Source organism: Bartonella sp. CL266QHHD, assembly GCF_042195355.1.
Classification (GTDB): Bacteria; Pseudomonadota; Alphaproteobacteria; order Rhizobiales; family Rhizobiaceae; genus Bartonella.
In genome coordinates this window covers 38,699-60,661 of the sequence record NZ_JBHIOD010000033.1, presented here as the reverse complement: position 1 = coordinate 60,661, position 21,963 = coordinate 38,699, and the positions used below count along the sequence as shown (strand labels likewise).

Sequence of the window (21,963 nt, the reverse complement as noted above, 5' to 3'; positions counted from 1 at the left end):
TTTGGATTTTATATTTTTTCAAGTTTTTCATATAATTACTTAATATTACAGGAATAAATTTCATATAAATGGTACTTGCAGATTAAAAAAATTGAGTGTAGAATATTTTTTTCTTAATAATATTTCACTCATAAATTTCCATAAATTATTTAGAACAATCTTCTCCATTACAAAGAGCATATTTCATGCAAAAAATGAAACTACAAGAACTTAAAAGCAAAAATCCCGTTGAGCTTGTTTCTTTTGCTGAAACATTAGAAGTTGAAAATGCCTCCCTTATGCGCAAACAAGAATTAATGTTTGCTATCTTGAAAAAACTTGCTCTACAAGATGTAGAAATTATAGGAGAGGGTGTTGTTGAAGTTTTACAAGACGGATTTGGATTCTTGAGATCTGCTGATGCTAATTATCTTCCTGGTCCTGATGATATTTATCTTTCACCTGCACAAATACAGTCGTTTTCTTTAAAGACAGGTGATACAATTGAGGGTCCTATACGCAGTCCAAAAGAGGGAGAACGTTATTTTGCTCTCCTTAAAATTAATACAATTAATTTTGAAAAACCTGAAAAGATTCGTTATAAAATTCACTTTGATAATCTCACTCCTCTTTATTCAAATGAACGTTTCCAAATGGAAATACAAGATCCTACAGAGAAAGATATGTCATCACGCGTGATTGATTTGATATCTCCATTGGGAAAAGGACAAAGAGGGTTAATTGTAGCTCCTCCTCGGACGGGAAAAACAGTTTTACTTCAAAATATTGCTCATTCTATTACCACTAATCATCCTGAATGTTATCTCATTGTTCTTTTAATCGATGAACGACCAGAAGAAGTTACTGATATGCAGCGTTCAGTGAAAGGAGAAGTGGTTTCTTCTACTTTTGATGAACCAGCAATACGTCACGTACAAGTGGCAGAAATGGTCATTGAAAAAGCCAAACGTCTCGTTGAATATGGGCGTGATGTTGTTATTCTTCTCGATTCTATTACACGTCTTGGGCGTGCATATAATACAGTTGTTCCTTCTTCGGGTAAAGTTTTAACAGGTGGTGTGGATGCAAATGCTCTCCAGCGTCCAAAACGTTTTTTTGGTGCAGCACGTAATATTGAAGAAGGCGGATCTTTAACCATTATTGCAACGGCTTTGATTGATACAGGAAGTCGTATGGATGAGGTTATTTTTGAAGAATTTAAAGGAACAGGTAATTCGGAAATTGTTCTTGATCGAAAAGTTGCTGATAAGCGTATTTTCCCTGCTATGGATATTTTAAAGTCAGGAACGCGTAAGGAAGAACTTCTGGTAGAACGACAAGATTTACACAAAATTTTTGTTCTTCGTCGTATTTTAGCATCTATGAATGTAACAGATGCAATTGAATTTTTGATTGATAAATTAAAGCAAACAAAAAATAATAGTGAATTTTTTGATTCAATGAATACGTAGAGTCATTAAAGTTTTTATTAGGATTAAGACCTGTGGATACAATCTTTGCTGTTTCGAGTGGATTGTTACCTTCAGGGGTTGCAGTCATTCGGCTTTCTGGTCCTCATGTTGTAGATATAGTTAAAACGCTTTGTGGTCGTTTACCTAAAGCACGTTTTATGCATTATGGAAATCTTACTGCTCGTGATGGTAGTTTTTTAGATTCTGGTTTAACTGTTTTTTTTCCTGCTCCTCATAGTTTTACGGGGGAAGATTGTGCAGAATTCCATTTACATGGAGGAAAAGCCGTCGTTAATCGTTTTCTCGATGAATTATCGACATTTTCTGGATGCCGTATTGCAGAGGCAGGTGAATTTTCACGTCGCGCTTTTATGGAAGGAAAATTAGATCTTGTTCAAGCAGAAGGTCTTGCTGATTTAATAGAAGCAGAAACGGAAAGCCAACGGCGTTTAGCTGTTATGGGTACAAGTGGACATTTAACGACGCTTTATCGTGATTGGCGTCATAAGCTTATGAAGGCGCGTGCTTTTATTGAGGCAGAACTTGATTTTGTTGATGAAGCAGATATTCCCAACGCAATATCTGATAAAGTTTGGAAAGATATTGAAGATCTTTGTACCTCTCTTCGAGAATATATTATTGAAGGAGAACGTGCGAGTATTTTACGTGATGGATTAAAAATTGTTATTGCCGGTGCTCCTAATTCTGGAAAATCAAGCATTATGAATCGTCTTTCAGGAAGATCTGTTGCTATTGTAACGGAAGAAGCAGGAACAACCCGTGATGCTTTAGAAATGAGAATTATTCTTGGTGGTTTACCTATTTTTTTAACAGATACTGCTGGTTTTAGAAAAACAGAGAATAAAATAGAACAAATGGGAATAGAAGTTGCTAAACAGCATGTTATGGAAGCTGATTTGGTTATTTTGGTTTATGATATAGGAAATCCTAAGCAGGTTGATTTACCAGAAACATCGGCTGAAATATGGTGTGTTGGCAATAAGCTTGATCTTTATGAAAAAAATGATCAGCGTTGGTCTATACAATTTTCCGCATTAACTGGTTTAAATTTTGATTATTTTATAAAAGAACTTGAATCATTTTGTCATCATCGTGCTTCTGAAATTGGAAATATTGTTCCAGCACGTAAAAGACAACTTCAATTGTTAAAGGAGGCTGTTAAAGAGATTGAATTTTCTCTTAATTATCATTCTCTTGATCTCAGTTTACGTGCAGAACATCTCCGTTGTGCAAGTGATTTTCTTGGTAAAATTACAGGAGATATTGATGTTGAAGATTTGCTTGATATTATTTTTTCAGAATTTTGTGTTGGTAAATAATGATTCACGTGAAACATTGATTATTTCATAGACAGATTATAAAGATTATGTAATTTATATATTGTTTCACGTGAAACCTTAGAATATTTTCTACGGAATGAATTAAATGCAATCATATGATGTTGTTATTGTTGGTGGTGGTCATGCTGGCTGTGAGGCAGCTTCAGCTTCAGCACGTGTAGGAGCCAAAACAGCGCTTGTTACACATAAAATATCAGCATTGGGAACAATGTCGTGTAATCCTGCTATTGGTGGACTTGGAAAAGGGCATCTAGTTCGGGAAATAGATGCATTAGATGGTCTCATGGGAAGAGCAGCAGATGCTGCTGGAATTCAGTTTAGACTACTTAATAGACGTAAAGGACCGGCAGTAAGAGGACCACGAACACAGGCAGATAGACAACTTTATAAAAAAGAAATTCAAAAATTATTAAAAGAACAAGAAAATCTTACTCTTATTGAGGATGAAGTTATTGATCTGGTTGTTAAAGATAATTGTGTATCAGGTGTTATTTTAAAAAAACAAGGAATAATTTTATCTGGTGCTGTTGTTTTAACAACAGGGACGTTTTTAAATGGCTTTATTCATATTGGTGATAAAACATGGGCTGCTGGACGTATGGGGGATCAGTCAAGTGTGAAACTTGCTAAACGTTTAAAAAATTATCATATAAAACTTGGTCGATTAAAAACAGGAACCCCTGCTCGTTTGAGTAAAAAAACAATTGCTTGGGAAGCTCTCCAAAAACAACAAGCAGATGAAAATCCCATACCCTTTTCTCTTTTAACAGAGAAAATTGAACAACCACAAATTGAATGTGCAATAACACGTACAAATGAGAAAACACATCAAATTATTCGTGAGAATATTTATCGTTCTGCTTTATATTCTGGAAATATTGAAGGGTTAGGACCACGTTATTGTCCTTCTGTTGAAGATAAAATTGTTAAATTTGGAGAACGTGATGGACATCAGATTTTTCTAGAACCAGAAGGATTAAATGATGATACCGTTTATCCAAATGGTCTTTCTACTTCTCTTCCTGAAGATGTGCAAATTTCTCTATTGAAAACCATTGAAGGATTGGAAAATGCTATAGTTTTGCAACCTGGTTATGCTATTGAATATGATTTTGTTAATCCACAACAATTAACGAGAAGCTTAGAATTACGCTCTTTACCAAGTTTATTTTTAGCAGGACAAATTAATGGTACAACAGGATATGAGGAAGCAGCAGCACAAGGACTTTTAGCTGGATTAAATGCTGCACGTAAAGTAGGTAAATTAGATGAAATACTTATAAGTCGATCTACGGCTTATATTGGTGTTATGGTTGATGATTTGGTTTCACGTGGTGTTTGTGAACCTTATAGGATGTTTACATCACGTGCCGAATTTCGTTTATCTTTACGATCTGATAATGCTGATACGCGTTTAACACCTTTGGCACAAAAATGGGGTATTGTGAGTAAAATACGTTTGGAATGTTATCAGAAAAAACAACAACGGCTTGATCAAGCACGATCAATATGTCAAAATATTTTTTTAACACCTAATGAAGCTTCTGCTCATGGATTACATGTTAATCATGATGGAATTCGGCGTTCGGCTTATGATTTTCTTGCTTATCCTCATATGACCTTAGAGCGTCTTTCAGATTTTTGGCCACAATTACAAAAAATTGATTCTAAAACAGCAGAATCTTTAGAAATTGAAGCACAATATGCGGTTTATTTAGATAAACAAGCACAAGATATTGCTTCTCTTCAGAGAGATGAGCGTTTAGAAATTCCTTCTTCTCTTGATATTCAGGCAATTTCAGGTCTTTCAAATGAACTTAAATCAAAAATTAAAGAATTATCGCCGCGTTCAATTGCTGATGCACAAAAAATTGATGGCATGACACCCGCTGCGTTATCTCTTATTATTACATATATTCAACGTCAACGACGTGAAAAGGCTAAAACAGCTTAATGGATTTTTCTATAGAAAAAAAATATCAACAATTATTAAATATTGTTCCTTCTGTTTCACGTGAAACAATGGAAAATTTAATTCAGTTTGAGTCTTTAATACTTCAATGGAATGCGCATATTAATTTGATATCTGCTACAACAATACCAGATCTATGGACACGACATATTCTAGATTCAGCACAAATTTTTCCTTTGTATGCTCATTCTTTACATTGGTGTGATTTAGGATCAGGAGGAGGTTTTCCTGCAATTGTGATTGCTATCTTTTTGAAAGAAAAAAAAGAAGGACATATTAATCTTGTTGAAAGTAATGGGAAAAAAGTTGCTTTTTTGCGAACAGTTATTGCTCAACTTAATCTTCCAGCAACGGTTTATCACGCTAGGATTGAAGATATATATCAAAAAATTCCCATGTCTGATATTATAACGGCACGGGGATTAGCGCCGCTTAATACTCTTTTACAACTTATTTTTCCTTTATTAACAGAAAAAACTATAGCTCTTTTGCAAAAAGGTCGGGATTACGCTACAGAAATAAAAAATGCCTCTGCCAATTGGCACTTTGATCTGTTAAAACATAAAAGTAAAGTTGATGAAAATTCTGTTATTTTGGAAATTTCTCATATTCGATCATATAGAGGGTAGAGCAAAATGAGCGAAACACGAATTATCGCTATTGCAAACCAAAAGGGTGGAGTCGGAAAAACAACCACAGCAATTAATCTTGCAACAGCTTTAGCAGCCATTGGTGAAAATGTTCTTATTATGGATGTTGATCCACAAGGTAATGCAAGTACTGGTTTGGGGATTGATCGTAATAGCCGTCCTTTATCGTCTTATGATGTTTTGGTTTCGGGCGTTTCAATTACACAGGCGGCTTTAAAGACAGCTGTACCCAATCTTTATATAGTTCCCTCTACACTTGATCTCTTAGGTGTGGAAATGGAAATTTCTTCATCAAAAGATCGCATACAACGCTTACGTAAAGCTCTCTATGATGATCCGGAAATGGAAAAAAAATTCAATTATATTTTAATTGATTGTCCTCCCTCCCTTAATCTTTTAACACTTAATGCTATGGGGGCCGCGGATTCTGTTTTGGTACCTATGCAGTGTGAATTTTTAGCACTTGAAGGTTTAAGTCAATTACTTGAAACAGTAAAACAAGTGCGATCCGTACTTAATCCATCTTTAGAAATCCAAGGTATTGTTCTAACAATGTATGATGGACGTAATAACCTTTCAAATCAAGTTGTTGAAGATGTACGTTCTTTTATGGGAGATAAAGTTTATCGTACTGTTATTCCACGAAATGTAAGAGTATCAGAAGCACCTTCTTTTGGCAAACCTGTATTGCTTTATGATCTCAAATGTGCTGGAAGCCAAGCTTATTTGCGTCTAGCATCAGAAATGATACAACGTGAAAAACAAGCACGCGCTGCTGCTTAAAAATATAAAAAAATAATCTAAAAATTCAAAGAGAAAAATTATGAATGATGATCTCTCAAAAAAAAGACTAGGACGTGGATTAGCGGCATTGATTGGAGATATCAATTTAAACAACAATATTGCACGTTCATCAAGCTTTGATAAATTAAATGAATCCGGTAGTATTTCTGAGCGATTTATTTCTATTGAATCTATTTCATGTAATCCTCACAATCCTCGGCGTCATTTTACTGAAACAGAGCTTGATAATTTGGCACAATCAATTCGTCAACACGGTGTGGTTCAACCGGTTATTGTAAGGCCTTTAAGAGATCATCCTCATCGGTTTGAATTGATTGCGGGTGAACGGCGCTGGCGTGCAGCACAACGTGCAAATTTAAGTCAATTACCCGTTATTATTCGTGATGTGGACGATAAAACCGCTTTGGAATTGGCTATTATTGAAAATGTTCAGCGGGCAGATCTTAATCCTATCGAAGAAGCAAAAGGATATGAGATGCTTTTGAATGAGCATGATTATACACAAGTAGATTTAGCACAAGTTATTGGAAAAAGTCGTAGTCATGTTGCAAATACGCTTCGTTTATTAAAACTTCCAGAAAGAGTACAACAATTCTTAACGGATGGACAACTTTCTGCTGGTCATGCACGTTGTCTTATAACCGTTGATGATCCACAAAATTTAGCTGAGAAAATTATTCGTGAAGGGCTTTCAGTACGTCAAACAGAAATACTTGCATATGAGAAAGCCAATCCTAAAACTAAAAAGCGTACCAATACGGAAAAAGATGCTGAAACAAAATCTTTAGAAAAATTACTTGCAGATGTGATAGGAATGAAAGTTATTATTCGGCATGGTAAAAAAGGTGGCGATTTAAAAATACATTACTCTTCATTAGAACAATTAGATGAAATTTGTCGGCGTTTACAAAGTTAATCAATTGTTCTAAAAAGATTTTTAACAGTTATCTCTTAAAATTTGGATTATTCTATACATATGTTCTTTAACAAATTCTAGATTTCTTGAAGGTAAAGAGTTTTTTTCATAAGTATAATTTTCCTCATCAGTAAGTACATATAATGTCGCTTTAAGTGCTAGGTGAGCAACAATAAAATCTTTTGGTGTGATATTATTTTCTTTTAAAATATTCACAAGTTTTGGATTATTAGAAATATAGGCAGCATATTTTTCAATATGATCATCATAAGTATTGATATCACTTTTTGTATTTGTTTGTTCTGGTTCTGAAGATAAATTTCTACATTCTTCTTTGATTTTTTCCAGCTTTAAAAGAATATCTTCTGTTAAGGGATAATTTGCAATGAAAGGCGGTATAAAAGAAGGATCATCTATTTCTTGTTTTTTTTCTTGAGCGTATGATACAAAGGGAAAAATGAAGAAAAAACACAATAGAAGTTTAAACATGACTAAAAATTATCCTTTCTTTTTTGAATTTCAATAAATATTTTTCCGTCTGTTATTCTTTATTTTTAGAAAAACATTTGTAAATATAATCGAAATAAAAACAATTATTAGGAATGATAAAAATACGGTGATTTTTTAATGCACTGACTTCTTTATTAGATTAAAGGGGTGATATTTTCTAACATTTCATAACTGATTAGTTGCTCAAAATGAGTTTTTCACAGCTATCTAAAAGAATTGTTGCTTTGTAAAAATGTTTTTTAACAAATTCAAGATTGTTTAGAAATATAGTATTTTTCTCAGTAGAATATTCCTTTTCAGGTGCAAATATGAGAAGCGCGGATATTTCTTTAAGTACTAAGGTTCCAGCAGCAAAATCTTCTGGTTTGATATTATTTTTTTTTAAAATATTCATAAGTTTTGGTTTACTAGAAATATAGGTAGTGTAGTTTTCAATATTAGAGTGGATACTAGAATCATAAGTGATAAGATCATTTTTTGTTTCTGGAAGTAAATTTTCACATTCTTTTTCAATTTTTTCCAGTTTTAAAAAAAAATCTTCTGTTAAGGGATAATTTGCAATGAGAGGGGATATAAGAGAAGAATTATCTGTTTCCTTTTCCTCTGCTCTTGTTAGTTGAATATGTATCACGAAAAGAAAAAGGAGAAACAAACGTAATACGAACTTAAGCATGGTTAAAAATTATCCTTTCTTCTTCGAATTTCAGCAAAAACTTCTTCATCTGTTTCTTCTTCCATTACAAGGTTCCTTCGCAACACACTATCATCCCAGCGGAGAAAAGGATTGGTGGCTTTTTCTTGCCCTAAAGTGACAGGTAAAGTCATAGCGTTTTTTGCACGTAGCAAAAAAACTTCCTCTATTCTTTGGTGGAGTTTTTTATTATGTGGGTCAATTGTTAGTGCGAAAAGAGCGTTATTTTTTGTATATTCATGTCCACAATAGAGAAGTGTTTCATCAGGAAGTTTACGAAGTTTTTTTAAAGAATTTAACATTTGTGCAGGTGTTCCTTCGAAAAGACGTCCACAGCCCAATGAAAAAAGTGTATCTCCAGCAAAGAGTAAACTCTTCTCAGGAAAATAGTAAGATAATGCGCCTAAAGTATGACCAGGTGTTGAAAGAGCTAAAAGCAGGTGCGTGCCAAAAGAAAAACTTTCATCAGGTTGAAGTGTTTGATCAAGATAATTGATCTTTTCTTTTTCTGCTTCTGGCCCGATAACCATAGCGTTGTAAACTTGTTTTAATTCTGATAGGGCTTCTACATGGTCGTGATGATGATGAGTTACAAAAATAGTGTTAAGTGTCCAATTGTGGCGCTTTAAAGCATTGTGGATTGCTTTGCTTTCAGGAGCATCTATTGCAGCTGTCATACCACTTTTTTCATCATGAATGAGTATACCGAAATTGTCTTCTCGACAAATAAACTGTTCAATCAACATATTTTTTCTCCCGAACAGTGTTTGGCGATGAATCTATAAAATAATCGGTAGTGGTGATTTTTTTTAAGAATCAGATTTGTCCTCTTCTGTAAAAAGTCCTTTTGAATGTTTTATAATTATAGGCATTTGGGTAAGCATGAAAAGGACTGTTATAGGCATGACGCCAAATACTTTGAAACTTGTCCAGAAATTATCGCTAAAATTACGCCAAATTATTTCATTCAAAAGGGCAAGAAAAATGAAAAAAAACGCCCAACGATAGGTAAGTTTTTGCCAACCTAAATCATCAAGTTTTAAGGTAGAATCAAGAGCATAACGTAAAAGTGGTTTTTTAAAAAACATCCCACCAAAAAGTATAAAAGCAAATAAGCTATTAATGATTGTCGGTTTCATTTTTATGAAAGTTTCATTATGAAGCCAGAGAGTTAGAAAGCCAAAAACTAAAACAAATATTCCCGAAATAAGAGGCATAATAGGAATTTGTCTTGCAAGGATCCATGATAAGCTTAGGGAAATAATTATCGCTACCATGAAAATAGCTGTTGCAGGGAAAATAGATTTGTTAAAATTTTGAAAAAATCCAATGTTTTTTATCAGCCATTCTCCCTTATAATTGGCAAAAAAGAAGGCAACCAATGGACCCATTTCCAAAAGAAACTTAAGTGTTGGTGAGAGAGATTTTTTTTTATTGTTATTCATTTTTTTTTCAGAATTATTGTGTAAATTAGGATTAGATAAAGGCTGTTTCATGCATGTTTTCCTGCGATAGTTTCGGCAAAGTCAGAAGCAGAAAAGGGTTGAAGGTCTTCAATATCTTCTCCTATACCGATAAAATAAACGGGTAATTTATATTTTGCTGCGATAGCGACAAGAATTCCACCTCGTGCAGTCCCATCTAGCTTTGTCATGACTAAACCATTAACACCAGCAATATCGCGGAAAATATCTACTTGGTTGAGTGCATTTTGTCCGGTTGTTGCATCAAGCGTTTGAAGGATTGTATGGGGTGCTTGGGGGGTATGTTTTTTTAAAACACGAATAATTTTTGCTAATTCATCCATCAATTCAGATTTATTTTGTAAACGCCCTGCTGTATCAATAATTAATACATCACTGTTTGTTTTTTTTGCTTTTTCATAAGCATCAAATGCTAAGCTGGCGGCATCTGCACCCAATTTTGTTGAAATAACAGGAGAATTGGTACGTTCACCCCAGATGTGTAGTTGCTCAATAGCTGCGGCTCGGAAAGTATCACCAGCTGCCAGCATAACTTTTAATCCCCCTTCTGTTAATTTTGCTGAAAGTTTTCCAATAGTTGTCGTTTTTCCAGTGCCATTTACACCTACCAGCAAAATAACATGCGGTTTATGGCTGAGATCAAGTTCCAATGGTATTGCAACAGGTTCCAGAACTTTTTTGACCTCATCCGCTACAATAGTATGAATATCATCTGGGGAGAGGTCTTTTCCGTAACGACTGGAAGCTAAAGTATTTGTGATGCGTGTTGCCGTCTCTACACCTATGTCAGCTTGGATAAGAATATCTTCGAGCTCTTGCAATGTGTCTTCATCAAGTTTTCTTTTAACAAAGAGATCGCTAATTGATCCGCTTAAGCGTTGTGAAGAAAGGGATAGACCTTTTTTAAGGCGCCCAAACCACGCTGTCTTTTTTTGTTCAACAGAAGGTTCAGATAAAATTTCTTCATTCTTTTTTTCACGGATGTTGTCTGTGACAATAATTTTACCAGAAAAAGGAATTTTATCAGAACGGGATTCTAGAAATGGAGATTTTTCATCATATTTTGTAAGTATTGACTCTGGATTTTTTGTTTGTTCTTCTTTTTCTGTGTCTATAGAAACTTGGTTATTTTTTGTCTTTTCATTTTTGTCTTTATTTTCTTCTATTATATCGCTTTTATCAGGAATAGAAATCTGTTGTTCAATTTCTTGCTCTTGAGATTTGTTAAAAGAGAATATTTTTTTAATAAAAGATTTCGTCATAAGAATTTTCCTGCTCAAGCAGCGTTTAATTTTGGAAGGACAGCAATCAATTTATCGCCATCATGATCAACGATAAGGGCTTGAACAATTGTTCCTGCTTTTGCACCTTTAACCTGTACAAGGGTATAATCTTCTGTTCGTCCGATTTCATCTTTTTCAACGAGAATTGTTTGTAGACTGTTTTGTAAATGAGCAAGATGCTTTTGGTAAGCCATCTCACCTGCTTTACGCAATTTTTCAGCACGCATCTTAACTATTTTACGGTTGATTTGTGGCATACGTGCGGCAGGTGTTCCTTCTCTTGGACTAAAGGGGAAGACATGGAGATGGGTTAAATTACAATCTTTGATTAAAACAAGACTGTTTTGAAACATCTCTTCTGTTTCTGTAGGAAAACCAGCAATTAAGTCAGCACCATACACCATTGTAGGACGTTTGGCACGCAACTCTTGGCAAAATTGAATGGCATGTTCGCGCAGATGACGCCGTTTCATCCGTTTTAAAATCATATTATCACCTGCTTGCAAAGATAAATGCAAATGGGGCATGATTCTTGTTTCATAAGCTAAAAGATTGATGAGTTCTTCGTCTGCTTCAATAGAGTCAATAGATGAGAGGCGTAATCGCGTTAAGTCAGGAACATGATGCAAAATTGCTGAAGTTAATTTTCCTAGAGTAGCTTTTCCAGGAAGGTCGTGGCCATAACTTGTAAGGTCAACACCTGTAAGGACCACCTCTTGGATACCCCCACCTATCAGCTTTTTAATTTGTTCTATGACAGCACCCATGGGAACTGAACGAGATGGTCCTCGTCCATAAGGAATAATGCAAAATGTACAGCGATGATCACATCCGTTTTGTACCTGTACAAAAGCGCGGGTGCGCTCTTGCATTGCACTGACCATATGTGGGGCAATTTTTTGTACTTCCATAATGTCATTGATACGCACCTTTTCAGAATGATTAATACCAAAATCAGGAAGTTGACGATAAGAATGGGCGTGAAGTTTATCTTCGTTTCCTAAAACGAGATCCACTTCTGTCATTGAGGCAAAATTTTGTGCTTCTGTTTGGGCTGCACACCCTGTTACAATGATACGCGCATGAGGATTTTCACGTCGTGCTTTGCGGATAGCTTGTTTTGCTTGTCGTACGGCTTCGGCAGTGACAGCACAAGTATTAAAGATAATAGCACCATCTTTAAGTTGATCTAGCCCTGAAGAAGTACTTTCTTTGCGAATGATTTCCGATTCGTAGCTGTTAAGTCGACAACCAAAAGTTACAATTTCTATTGCCATCAGGAGTGATCCTTTTTGTAGGACCCTGTTAAAGGGCTTAAAAAACCACTAAATTGATATTTTATTGGTCCTGTCATAATAATGTGATCGTCTTCTCGGTAAAAAATATTAAGTGTTCCCTTTGGTAAGTTTACATCAATATGACGTTGTGTAAGACCACGACGATAAGCAGCCACTGCACTTGCACAAGCAGCACTCCCACATGCTTGTGTTAATCCTGCTCCTCGCTCCCATGTACGTAAATTTAGACTTTTCTTTGACGTTATGCAAGCAATGGAAATATTGCACCGTTCGGGAAACAGGGGATCATGTTCAAGGTTTGGTCCATATTTTTCTAATGGAATATGTTGAATATCATTTTCAACAAAAAAGATAGCATGGAGATTGCCAATGGATATGAGACAAGCGTCTTTTAGGGGACCAGCCGTAATTTCTACGTGATTGGTATCAACTATTTCACGTGAAACAGGCATCTCTTTTGCATTGAAATTTGGGCATCCCATATCAACAGAAATGAGATTGTCGGTTTGGTATTTCCCTTCAATAATTCCAGCGGGAGTTTCTAAATGAAATTTTTCACCAAAATTGTGATCTTTAAGCCATGCGATGACACAGCGGGTACCATTGCCACAAGCTTTAGCCATTGATCCGTCGGCATTCCATATTTCGATGCGGAAGTTGGCTTTTTTCTGGGTTGGTGTGTGGATAGCCATGATTTGATCAAAATGCATTTCAGGATCTGCTGACAAAGCAAGGATTGCTTTTGGTGTAAGAGCATGAGTGCTTTCACGCATATCAACAACAATAATTTGATTTCCAAGACCGTCCATTTTGCTAAATGGCGTTTTCATGAAACTTCTCTATTTCTAATGATTACTTATAAAAGAGATATATGGCTGAAAATATTATAAATTTCCAGTGTTTAATAAATATAAAATTTGGTACATAAGTTATTTCGTTTAAAATAAGTGATTTTAACCTGTTTTTTTTAATTTGTTAATTTATCTTTGTAACTATAACAAATATTCGCTTAATTTTTTTGTGAACTTATTTATTGTCGTGGGAGAGAGTACAGACATGGCGTTTTCAAGAGTTTCGTTTTTCGTTGCACTATCAACTGTAATGTTTTTAGGGGGATGTTCAACAACACGGTTTGATGGTAATGACGATAATAACGCATTAGAAGTTTTTTATCCATCTCAACAAATGACAATATTGGAAGCGTCTGATCTGTCGTCTCCTTCTTCGTCGATATCTGAAGACGCAAACGCTTCGGTGTATGAAAAAGGAGATTCTCAGAGCGATGGACGAATGGCTAGTCTCGAATTGCCAAGCAGTGCCACTGATTTATTTCCTGCAAGTATTGCTGGGGTATGGAATCTTTCTATGGGAGGAAAAGTTTGCCGGATTGCAACTCCACAAACAAAGTTTGGAAAAGGGTACCGTGCTGGTCCTTTACACTGTCCAGGAATTGCTTCCCAAGTGAGATCGTGGGACGTTAAAGGAAAAAGATTATATTTTTATAATAACTCTGGACGTGTTATCCTCGTTCTTTATTCTTCAAATGTTGATCGTTTTGAGGGACGTACACTTGATGATCATCCCGTTGTTTTAAGTCGTTAAATCATTTTTGACCGTTTATGACAAGCTAAGCTAGACGGACAGATTCGTGAAAAGTATTTGTATTTTTCATTGAGATCGGTTTGAAAAAGGTTTTTTGGATGATTCTCGTTTCAACACGTTATAAGGAGCTTGTCGCTAAAGGAGAGGTTTGTTTTGATCCCGCTCAATTAGCTATAACAGAATATTTTGATCATTTATTAAAAAAAATTACGGAACAAAATATCCCTCGTCCTTGGACTTGGATATTTTGCTCTTTCTTTAATAGAATATTTAAAAGGAAAAAACAAAATATTTCTTGTGTTGTAAAACAAGGAGATGAAACAGGTTTTTTTCAGGGACTGTATATTTATGGTGAAGTAGGACGGGGCAAAACCATGCTGATGGATTTGTTCTTTTCTTGTTTGCCTAAAGGTCATAAAAAGCGTGCCCATTTTAATGATTTTATGGCTGATGTACATGAGCGTATTAATTTTTATCGTCAAGCATCTGGGTGTGCAAAATTTAAACAAGATAATCCTATTTTAGCTGTTGCTGAGGATCTTGCACGAGAAGCAAAAATACTTTGTTTTGATGAGTTTAGTGTAACAGATATTGCTGATGCTATGGTATTGGGGCGGCTTATTTCTGCTTTGTTTGATAAAGGAATTTTCTTTATTGCAACCTCAAATGTGGCGCCGGATAACCTTTATTGTAACGGTTTAAATCGTGAACTCTTTTTGCCTTTTATTCAAGTTTTGAAAGCATATGTTCGCGTTGTTAATCTTGATGCAAAAACAGATTATCGCCTTGAAAAATCAAATCTACAACAGGTGTATGTGTCGCCGTTGGGGGTCCCGGCAAATGAATATATGGATCAAGCATGGGCACTTGTATTGCAAGGACATAAGGAGACATCTGATGAGCTTTCTATAAAAGGGCGCCTTATTCCTATTCCGCGCTTTGGTGCAGGATGTGCTCGTTTTGATTATGGGGATTTATGTGCAAAGCCTTTGGCCGCGGCTGAATATTTGTTATTAGGAGAGCGTTATCATACGATTTTTATTGATAATGTACCGGTCATGGATGATACATGTCGCAATGAAACAAAACGGTTTATTTTGCTTATTGATATTCTTTATGAACGCCACATACGGTTGTTTATGTCGGCTGCGGCAGGGGTAGGGGATTTGTATAAAGGGCATGCGCAGATTACGGAAACATTTGAATTTAAAAGAACACAATCACGTCTTTTCGAAATGCAAAGCTACGATTATTTAAAACTTTGGGAAGAACATTTTCTTTTGAAGAAGAAGCATTGATTATACTTTTACCTTTACGTAAACTGTAAAAACAATAACTTTTTGAAATTAAAGAAATATAATAATTCTGTTGTATTTTTTTTAAATTCACTTTATCGATACATCGTGATAATTTTCTAATAGTTGTTTCAGCGGAGGGTTGTTGTTTCTGTAAAGAGAGAAATTTGTAAATTTCATTTCTTTACTCCTTTTTATGATATTGTTTGAATATGGTTGAAGTCAAAAATATTCAGTATACGGACGCTGATGGGTGTGCGCTGAATTATCTAAAAGTTAGGAAAAAATAAAATGGCACGGAAAAAAATAGCTCTCATTGGTTCAGGTATGATTGGTGGTACTTTAGCACATATTATTGGGCTTAAAGAGCTTGCTGATGTGGTCTTATTTGATATTGCAGAAGGTGTGCCACAAGGTAAGGCTCTAGATATCGCCGAATCTTCTCCTGTTGATGGTTTTGATATCAGTCTAAAAGGTGCTAATGCTTATGAAACAATTGAAGGTGCTGATGTTGTTATTGTAACAGCAGGCGTTGCGCGAAAACCTGGTATGAGCCGTGATGAACTTTTGGGCATTAATTTAAAGGTTATGGAACAAGTTGGAGCTGGAATTAAAAAATACGCTTCTTCGGCGTTTGTTATTTGTATTACTAATCCCCTTGATGCGATGGTGTGGGCTTTGCAGAAATTTTCAGGTCTCCCTACACATAAAGTGGTTGGTATGGCAGGTGTTCTTGATTCAGCGCGTTTTCGTCATTTCTTATCTGAGGAATTTAAGGTCTCTATTAAAGATGTGACAGCGTTTGTTTTAGGGGGCCACGGTGATACAATGGTTCCTCTCGTGCGTTATTCAACGGTTGGTGGTATTTCTTTGCCTGATCTTGTAAAGATGGGCTGGACAACACAGGAAAGAATTGATCAAATTATCCAGCGTACCCGCGATGGTGGTGCAGAAATTATTGGTTTGTTAAAAACAGGTTCTGCTTATTATGCACCAGCAGCTTCTGCTGTTTCTATGGCTGAGGCTTATCTAAAGGACACTAAGCGTGTTGTGCCTGTTGCAGCTTATCTTTCAGGGGAATATGGGGTTAATGATACCTATGTTGGTGTTCCTGTTGTACTTGGTGCAGGTGGTGTTGAACGAGTCATTGAAATTGATCTTGATAAAGAAGAAAGAGGTGCTTTTGATCATTCAGTAAATGCGGTTAAAAAGCTTTGTGAAGCTTGTATTGCTCTTGTACCTAGTCTCAAGTAAATTGAACAAGGTTTAATTCATTAAAATAAGTATTTAGAATATTAAAACTTTAGGATTAATAAGATCCATGATCCATAAAAGAAAAGGACAAATGCATGAATATCCATGAGTATCAGGCCAAACGTCTGCTTCATGAATATGGAGCACCAATTGCAAATGGTGTCGCTGTTTATTCTGTAGAGCAAGCGGAAAAATGGGCGGAAAAATTGCCCGGACCTCTCTATGTGGTTAAAAGTCAGATACACGCTGGTGGTCGTGGTAAGGGTAAGTTTAAAGAACTTGATCCTGATGCAAAGGGTGGTGTTCGGCTTGCACAATCTGTTGAAGAAGTTGTTGCAAATGTTCAAGAAATGCTTGGAAAAACTTTGGTAACCAAACAAACTGGTCCAGAGGGTAAGCAGGTCAACCGCCTTTATATTGAAGACGGTGCCGATATTGAACGGGAGCTTTATCTTTCACTTTTGGTTGATCGTAGCATTGGTCGAATTGCTTTTGTTGTTTCAACAGAAGGTGGAATGGATATTGAAACGGTTGCTGAAGAGACACCAGAAAAAATATTCACGCTTCCCATTGATGCTGGAGAGGGTGTTACTTCTGCTGATTGTGCAAGACTTTGTGATGCGTTGAAACTACAAAGTAGTGCGCGAGAAGATGGTGAAAAGCTTTTTCCGATTCTCTATAAGGCATTTTGTGAAAAAGACATGAGCCTTTTAGAAATCAATCCACTTATTGTGATGAAAGATGGTCGTTTGCGTGTTCTTGATGCGAAAGTTTCTTTTGATAATAATGCTCTGTTTCGTCATCCAGATATTTTAGAATTGCGCGATCTTTCAGAGGAAGATCCAAAGGAAATAGAAGCATCAAAGCATGATCTTGCTTATGTTGCTCTTGAGGGTACGATTGGTTGCATGGTTAATGGTGCTGGGCTTGCTATGGCAACAATGGATATCATTAAGCTTTATGGAGCAGAGCCAGCGAATTTTTTGGATGTTGGTGGTGGAGCATCAAAAGAAAAGGTGACAGCTGCTTTTAAGATTATTACGGCCGATCCAAATGTTAAGGGCATTTTGGTTAACATTTTTGGTGGTATTATGCGTTGTGATGTCATTGCTGAAGGTGTGGTTGCTGCTGTTCGTGAGGTTGGTTTAAAAGTTCCCTTGGTTGTTCGTCTTGAAGGCACTAATGTTGAGCAGGGTAAAGCAATTATTAATGAGAGTGGTTTGAATGTTATTCCTGCTGATGATTTAGATGATGCTGCCCAAAAAATTGTTGCAGCCGTGAAGGGAGCTTAAGCTATGTCGATTCTTGTGAATAAAGAGACAAAAGTTCTAGTTCAAGGGCTTACAGGAAAAACAGGAACATTTCATACAGAACAGGCGCTTGCTTATCATGGTACGCAAATGGTTGGTGGCGTTAATCCTAAAAAGGGTGGAGAAACATGGGAAGGTTCAAAAGGTGAAACTCTTCCTATCTTTGCTAATGTTGCAGAAGCAAAAGAAAAAACAAGCGCGGATGCTTCCGTTATTTATGTTCCTCCTGCAGGGGCTGCGGCAGCTATTATAGAGGCTATTGAAGCTGAAATTCGTTTAATTATCTGTATTACGGAAGGTATTCCCGTTATGGATATGGTTAAAGTGAAGGCGCGATTAGAAAACTCAAAGTCTCGTCTTATTGGTCCTAATTGTCCCGGTATTCTTACACCAAATGAATGTAAAATTGGTATTATGCCTGGTTCTATTTTTAGAAAAGGTTCTGTTGGGGTTGTCTCGAGGTCGGGAACTTTAACTTATGAAGCCGTTTTTCAGACGAGTCAGGAAGGTCTCGGACAAACAACTGCTATAGGGATTGGTGGTGATCCTGTTAAGGGTACTGAATTTATTGATGTGTTGGAAATGTTTTTAGCAGATGATGAAACTCAGTCTATTGTTATGATTGGTGAGATTGGTGGTTCTGCTGAAGAAGAAGCAGCACAGTTTCTGCAAGATGAAGCAAGAAAAGGTCGAAAAAAGCCAGTTGTTGGCTTTATTGCTGGCCGTACGGCTCCTCCAGGACGTACAATGGGACATGCCGGTGCTGTTATTTCTGGTGGTAAGGGTGGAGCAGAAGATAAAATTGCAGCAATGGAATCAGCAGGGATTCGTGTGTCTTCTTCACCATCACAGATAGGTAAGACTTTGATGTCAGTTTTGAAAGGCTAAAAGAAAGTTTCACCTGAATAAGCAAAGGTTCTTAGATTCAGGTGAAAAAACTTGAGTATAAATAAGGTAAAACTTTTTTGAATGTTCAAATCACTGCTTGTTTGTAAGCATTTAAAGGTCAAAAGAGATATAAGGAGACGGAATAGATGTTCCGGAGAGGTATATGGCAAGGCAGGACGAAATAAATAGCCTTTTTGCACAGACATCATTTCTTTATGGTGGGAATGCGGATTATATAGATCAACTTTATGCTCAATATGAAAAAGATCCTACCAGTGTTGATTCACAGTGGCGTGCTTTTTTTGAAGGACTTCATGATAATAAAGAAGATGTTCTTAAAAATGCTGAAGGAGCAACATGGCAGCGTGATCATTGGCCATTAAAAGCAGAGGGTGAATTGGTTTCTGCTCTTGATGGTGATTGGTCTTCTCTTGAAAAATATCTTGGCGATAAATTAAAGGAAAAAGCAATAACAGGTGCTGCACAAAAGGGAAAAACTTCCAGTAAACAAGATATTATTCGTGCAACACGTGATTCCGTTCATGCAATTATGATGATTCGTGCGTTTCGAGAACGGGGACATCTTCATGCGCAGCTTGACCCTCTTCAATTGGCCGAAAAACAAGAAGATTATAAGGAACTTTCTCCAGAAGCTTATGGTTTTACTCCAGCTGATTACGAGCGTCCCATTTTTATTGATAATGTTTTAGGATTGGAATATGCAACTATTCCGCAAATGCTTGAGATTCTCAATCGGACCTATTGTTCAACAATCGGTGTGGAATATATGCATGTTTCTGATCCAGTTCAGAAAGCATGGCTTCAAGAACGCATTGAAGGGCGAGATAAAAAAAATTCTTTCACACAACAAGACAAGAAAGCTATTCTGAATAAGCTTATTCAGGCAGAGGGATTCGAACAGTTTTTAGACACTAAATATAAAGGTACAAAGCGTTTTGGACTCGATGGTGGTGAGGCGCTGATTCCCGCTCTTGAACAAATTATCAAATGTGGTAGTGCTTTGGGGGTGCAGGAAGTTATTTTAGGAATGGCACATCGTGGTCGTTTAAATGTTCTTTCACAAGTTCTTGCCAAACCGCATAGGGCTATCTTTCATGAATTCAAAGGGGGATCTTATAAGCCTGATGATGTGGAGGGATCCGGTGATGTCAAATATCATTTGGGAACTACCGCTGATCTGGACTTTGATGGTAAAAAAGTTCACTTATCGCTGTTGGCTAATCCATCTCATCTTGAGATTGTTGATCCGGTTGTTATGGGGAAAGCACGTGCTAAACAAGATCAACTTATGGGACCTGCGCATACTGATTTACTCCCATTAAGTGAGCGTTCAAAAGTGATGCCATTGCTTATTCATGGTGATGCTGCTTTTGCAGGACAAGGCGTTATCCAAGAAACTTTTGGTCTTTCAGGTCTTAAAGGTTATCGTGTTGCAGGCTCACTTCATGTTATTATCAATAACCAGATTGGTTTTACAACATCTCCACGTTTTTCACGTTCTTCGCCTTATCCATCAGATGTCGCAAAAATGATTGATGCACCAATTTTCCATGTGAATGGTGATGATCCTGAGGCGGTTGTTTTTGTTGCCAAAATAGCAACAGAGTTTCGCCAAATTTTCCATAAACCAGTGGTTATTGATATGTTTTGTTATCGCCGTTATGGGCATAATGAAGGTGATGAACCTTCCTTTACGCAGCCGCTTATGTATAAAGCAATTCGTAATCATAAAACAACACTTCAACTTTATAGTGACCAATTGGTAGCAGAAGGAATGATTTCTTCAGAAGAGATTGAGCAACAAAAAAAATTATGGCGCGATAAGCTTGAAGGTGAACTTGAAGCGAGTGCTTCTTATAAGCCTAATAAGGCTGATTGGCTTGATGGAAGCTGGACGGGACTCAAAGCTTTTAGTAGTTCTGATGAGCAGCATTCTAGAGCAACCGGTGTTGAATTAAAAACTTTAAAGGAAATTGGTCAGAAAATTGTTGAAATTCCGGCGAATTTTCACGTTCACAAAACCATTCAACGTTTTTTAAATAATCGTGCTAAAATTTTTGAAACCGGTGAGGGTGTTGACTGGGCAACCGCTGAAGCTTTAGCTTTTGGTTCACTTTGTTTGGAAGGTGCACCGGTTCGTCTTTCCGGTGAAGATGTTGAGCGGGGAACTTTTTCACAACGTCATTCCGTTCTTTATGACCAAGAAAATGAGGCGCGTTATATTCCTTTGAATCATTTACAAAAGGGGCAAGCGCTTTATGACGTTGTTAATTCTATGCTTTCTGAAGAAGCTGTTCTTGGTTTTGAATATGGATATTCTCTTGCTGAACCACGAGGATTAACACTTTGGGAAGCACAATTTGGTGATTTCTCTAATGGTGCACAGGTCATTTTTGATCAATTTATTTCATCCGCAGAGCGTAAGTGGCTTCGTATGTCTGGTCTTGTGTGTTTATTGCCTCATGGTTTTGAAGGGCAAGGGCCGGAGCATTCTTCTGCACGTTTAGAACGATTTCTTCAACTTTGTGCGGAAGATAATATGCAGGTTGCTAATTGTACAACCCCTGCAAATTATTTTCATATTTTGCGTCGACAAATTAAGCGTGATTTCCGTAAGCCATTGATTTTGATGACACCGAAATCACTCTTACGTCATAAGCGAGCGGTTTCTCTTCTCAATGAAATGGGGCCAGAAACAAGTTTCTGTCGTGTGTTGCTTGATGATGCAGAATGTCTCAAAGATTCTGTCATTAAGTTGCAAAAAGATAATAAAATTCGCCGTGTCGTTCTTTGTACTGGTAAGGTTTATTACGACCTTTATGAAGAACGTGAAAAAAAGGGTATTGATGATGTTTATCTCCTTCGTATTGAACAGCTTTATCCTTTCCCTGCAAAAGTTTTGGTGAATGTGTTATCGCGCTTTTTGCAGGCGGAAGTTTTTTGGTGCCAAGAGGAACCAAAAAACATGGGGGCTTGGTCATTTATTGAGCCTTATTTGGAATGGGTTTTGACGCATATTAATGCGCAATATTCACGTGCTCGTTATGCAGGACGTCCTGCGAGTGCGTCACCGGCCTCTGGGTTAATGGTGAAACACCTTGAACAACTGGCTGCGTTTCTTAAAGACGCGTTAGGTTCTTAATTTATTACTACTCTGATGTATGGAAAAATAT

The 21,963-nt window shown here is 36.6% G+C and carries 19 protein-coding genes; 12 read left to right on the top strand and 7 right to left on the bottom strand.

Going from position 1 to position 21,963, the window contains the following annotated elements:
• Positions 1 to 185: 185 nt before the first annotated feature.
• From rho to ACFIK7_RS02945, 6 genes are all read left to right on the top strand, one after another.
• Positions 186 to 1,451, top strand: a complete 1,266-nt coding sequence (gene rho, locus ACFIK7_RS02970) for a transcription termination factor Rho (RefSeq protein WP_015857121.1) — start codon at positions 186 to 188, stop codon at positions 1,449 to 1,451.
• 32 nt (positions 1,452 to 1,483) lie between these two features.
• A complete protein-coding gene (mnmE, locus tag ACFIK7_RS02965; protein ID WP_375630629.1) occupies positions 1,484 to 2,791 on the top strand; it encodes a tRNA uridine-5-carboxymethylaminomethyl(34) synthesis GTPase MnmE in 1,308 nt (435 codons plus the stop codon).
• Between the two features lie 106 nt (positions 2,792 to 2,897).
• Positions 2,898 to 4,766 carry a tRNA uridine-5-carboxymethylaminomethyl(34) synthesis enzyme MnmG gene (mnmG, locus tag ACFIK7_RS02960; protein ID WP_375662912.1) on the top strand — a complete coding sequence of 623 codons (1,869 nt, stop codon included), beginning with the start codon at positions 2,898 to 2,900 and terminating at the stop codon, positions 4,764 to 4,766.
• Complete coding sequence (gene rsmG / locus ACFIK7_RS02955; RefSeq protein ID WP_375630633.1) at positions 4,766 to 5,413, top strand: 16S rRNA (guanine(527)-N(7))-methyltransferase RsmG; 648 nt, start codon at positions 4,766 to 4,768, stop codon at positions 5,411 to 5,413. The genes mnmG and rsmG overlap by 1 nt, the downstream gene beginning before the upstream one ends.
• Before the next feature lie 6 nt (positions 5,414 to 5,419).
• Positions 5,420 to 6,217, top strand: a complete 798-nt coding sequence (locus ACFIK7_RS02950; protein WP_273790170.1) for a ParA family protein — start codon at positions 5,420 to 5,422, stop codon at positions 6,215 to 6,217.
• Positions 6,218 to 6,257: 40 nt separating this feature from the next.
• Positions 6,258 to 7,154: a ParB/RepB/Spo0J family partition protein gene (locus ACFIK7_RS02945; protein WP_273790169.1), complete on the top strand. Its 897-nt coding sequence runs from the start codon at positions 6,258 to 6,260 to the stop codon at positions 7,152 to 7,154.
• Between the two features lie 21 nt (positions 7,155 to 7,175).
• Here the strand turns inward: ACFIK7_RS02945 and ACFIK7_RS02940 are convergent, their stop codons facing one another.
• The 7 genes from ACFIK7_RS02940 to dapF form a co-directional block, all read right to left on the bottom strand.
• The gene (locus ACFIK7_RS02940) at positions 7,176 to 7,643 is read right to left on the bottom strand and encodes a hypothetical protein (protein WP_375637280.1); all 468 of its coding nucleotides are present in this window, start codon (positions 7,641 to 7,643) and stop codon (positions 7,176 to 7,178) included.
• Positions 7,644 to 7,839: 196 nt separating this feature from the next.
• Positions 7,840 to 8,295: a hypothetical protein gene (locus tag ACFIK7_RS02935; RefSeq protein WP_375662911.1), complete on the bottom strand. Its 456-nt coding sequence runs from the start codon at positions 8,293 to 8,295 to the stop codon at positions 7,840 to 7,842.
• 44 nt (positions 8,296 to 8,339) lie between these two features.
• A complete protein-coding gene (gene gloB, locus ACFIK7_RS02930; RefSeq protein WP_273790166.1) occupies positions 8,340 to 9,101 on the bottom strand; it encodes a hydroxyacylglutathione hydrolase in 762 nt (253 codons plus the stop codon).
• A 63-nt stretch (positions 9,102 to 9,164) separates the two neighbouring features.
• Positions 9,165 to 9,851 carry a septation protein A gene (locus ACFIK7_RS02925; protein ID WP_273790165.1) on the bottom strand — a complete coding sequence of 229 codons (687 nt, stop codon included), beginning with the start codon at positions 9,849 to 9,851 and terminating at the stop codon, positions 9,165 to 9,167.
• Complete coding sequence (ftsY, locus tag ACFIK7_RS02920; protein ID WP_273790164.1) at positions 9,848 to 11,101, bottom strand: signal recognition particle-docking protein FtsY; 1,254 nt, start codon at positions 11,099 to 11,101, stop codon at positions 9,848 to 9,850. Before ftsY ends, ACFIK7_RS02925 begins: the two co-directional genes overlap by 4 nt.
• A 14-nt stretch (positions 11,102 to 11,115) precedes the next feature.
• Positions 11,116 to 12,399: a tRNA (N(6)-L-threonylcarbamoyladenosine(37)-C(2))-methylthiotransferase MtaB gene (mtaB, locus tag ACFIK7_RS02915; protein WP_273790163.1), complete on the bottom strand. Its 1,284-nt coding sequence runs from the start codon at positions 12,397 to 12,399 to the stop codon at positions 11,116 to 11,118.
• Entirely contained in the window at positions 12,399 to 13,250 is an 852-nt protein-coding gene (dapF, locus tag ACFIK7_RS02910; protein ID WP_375662910.1) for a diaminopimelate epimerase, read from the bottom strand. The genes mtaB and dapF overlap by 1 nt, the downstream gene beginning before the upstream one ends.
• A gap of 226 nt (positions 13,251 to 13,476) precedes the next feature.
• Between dapF and ACFIK7_RS02905 the strand changes: the two genes are divergently transcribed.
• The 6 genes from ACFIK7_RS02905 to ACFIK7_RS02880 all read left to right on the top strand — a co-directional run bounded on the left by ACFIK7_RS02905 (position 13,477) and on the right by ACFIK7_RS02880 (position 21,932).
• Positions 13,477 to 14,022, top strand: coding sequence for an AprI/Inh family metalloprotease inhibitor (locus ACFIK7_RS02905; protein WP_273790161.1), 546 nt, complete (start codon positions 13,477 to 13,479; stop codon positions 14,020 to 14,022).
• A 98-nt stretch (positions 14,023 to 14,120) separates the two neighbouring features.
• Entirely contained in the window at positions 14,121 to 15,320 is a 1,200-nt protein-coding gene (zapE, locus tag ACFIK7_RS02900; protein WP_375662909.1) for a cell division protein ZapE, read from the top strand.
• A gap of 288 nt (positions 15,321 to 15,608) precedes the next feature.
• The gene (mdh, locus tag ACFIK7_RS02895; protein ID WP_273790160.1) at positions 15,609 to 16,571 is read left to right on the top strand and encodes a malate dehydrogenase; all 963 of its coding nucleotides are present in this window, start codon (positions 15,609 to 15,611) and stop codon (positions 16,569 to 16,571) included.
• A gap of 95 nt (positions 16,572 to 16,666) precedes the next feature.
• Complete coding sequence (gene sucC / locus ACFIK7_RS02890) at positions 16,667 to 17,863, top strand: ADP-forming succinate--CoA ligase subunit beta (RefSeq protein ID WP_273790159.1); 1,197 nt, start codon at positions 16,667 to 16,669, stop codon at positions 17,861 to 17,863.
• A gap of 3 nt (positions 17,864 to 17,866) precedes the next feature.
• Positions 17,867 to 18,769, top strand: a complete 903-nt coding sequence (sucD, locus tag ACFIK7_RS02885) for a succinate--CoA ligase subunit alpha (RefSeq protein WP_375630649.1) — start codon at positions 17,867 to 17,869, stop codon at positions 18,767 to 18,769.
• 163 nt (positions 18,770 to 18,932) lie between these two features.
• Positions 18,933 to 21,932, top strand: coding sequence for a 2-oxoglutarate dehydrogenase E1 component (locus tag ACFIK7_RS02880; protein ID WP_375654298.1), 3,000 nt, complete (start codon positions 18,933 to 18,935; stop codon positions 21,930 to 21,932).
• The last annotated feature ends 31 nt before the right edge of the window (positions 21,933 to 21,963 follow it).

Bases quoted from the DNA above. Each gene is read 5' to 3' on its own strand.
- ACFIK7_RS02925 (WP_273790165.1), bottom strand. From the start codon at position 9,851: ATGAAACAGCCTTTATCTAATCCTAATTTACACAATAATTCTGAAAAA.
- zapE (WP_375662909.1), top strand. From the start codon at position 14,121: ATGATTCTCGTTTCAACACGTTATAAGGAGCTTGTCGCTAAAGGAGAG.
- ACFIK7_RS02880 (WP_375654298.1), top strand. From the start codon at position 18,933: ATGGCAAGGCAGGACGAAATAAATAGCCTTTTTGCACAGACATCATTT.
- sucC (WP_273790159.1), top strand. From the start codon at position 16,667: ATGAATATCCATGAGTATCAGGCCAAACGTCTGCTTCATGAATATGGA.
- ACFIK7_RS02945 (WP_273790169.1), top strand. From the start codon at position 6,258: ATGAATGATGATCTCTCAAAAAAAAGACTAGGACGTGGATTAGCGGCA.
- gloB (WP_273790166.1), bottom strand. From the start codon at position 9,101: ATGTTGATTGAACAGTTTATTTGTCGAGAAGACAATTTCGGTATACTC.
- rho (WP_015857121.1), top strand. From the start codon at position 186: ATGCAAAAAATGAAACTACAAGAACTTAAAAGCAAAAATCCCGTTGAG.
- rsmG (WP_375630633.1), top strand. From the start codon at position 4,766: ATGGATTTTTCTATAGAAAAAAAATATCAACAATTATTAAATATTGTT.
- sucD (WP_375630649.1), top strand. From the start codon at position 17,867: ATGTCGATTCTTGTGAATAAAGAGACAAAAGTTCTAGTTCAAGGGCTT.
- ftsY (WP_273790164.1), bottom strand. From the start codon at position 11,101: ATGACGAAATCTTTTATTAAAAAAATATTCTCTTTTAACAAATCTCAA.
- mnmG (WP_375662912.1), top strand. From the start codon at position 2,898: ATGCAATCATATGATGTTGTTATTGTTGGTGGTGGTCATGCTGGCTGT.
- ACFIK7_RS02940 (WP_375637280.1), bottom strand. From the start codon at position 7,643: ATGTTTAAACTTCTATTGTGTTTTTTCTTCATTTTTCCCTTTGTATCA.
- ACFIK7_RS02905 (WP_273790161.1), top strand. From the start codon at position 13,477: ATGGCGTTTTCAAGAGTTTCGTTTTTCGTTGCACTATCAACTGTAATG.
- dapF (WP_375662910.1), bottom strand. From the start codon at position 13,250: ATGAAAACGCCATTTAGCAAAATGGACGGTCTTGGAAATCAAATTATT.
- ACFIK7_RS02950 (WP_273790170.1), top strand. From the start codon at position 5,420: ATGAGCGAAACACGAATTATCGCTATTGCAAACCAAAAGGGTGGAGTC.
- mtaB (WP_273790163.1), bottom strand. From the start codon at position 12,399: ATGGCAATAGAAATTGTAACTTTTGGTTGTCGACTTAACAGCTACGAA.
- mdh (WP_273790160.1), top strand. From the start codon at position 15,609: ATGGCACGGAAAAAAATAGCTCTCATTGGTTCAGGTATGATTGGTGGT.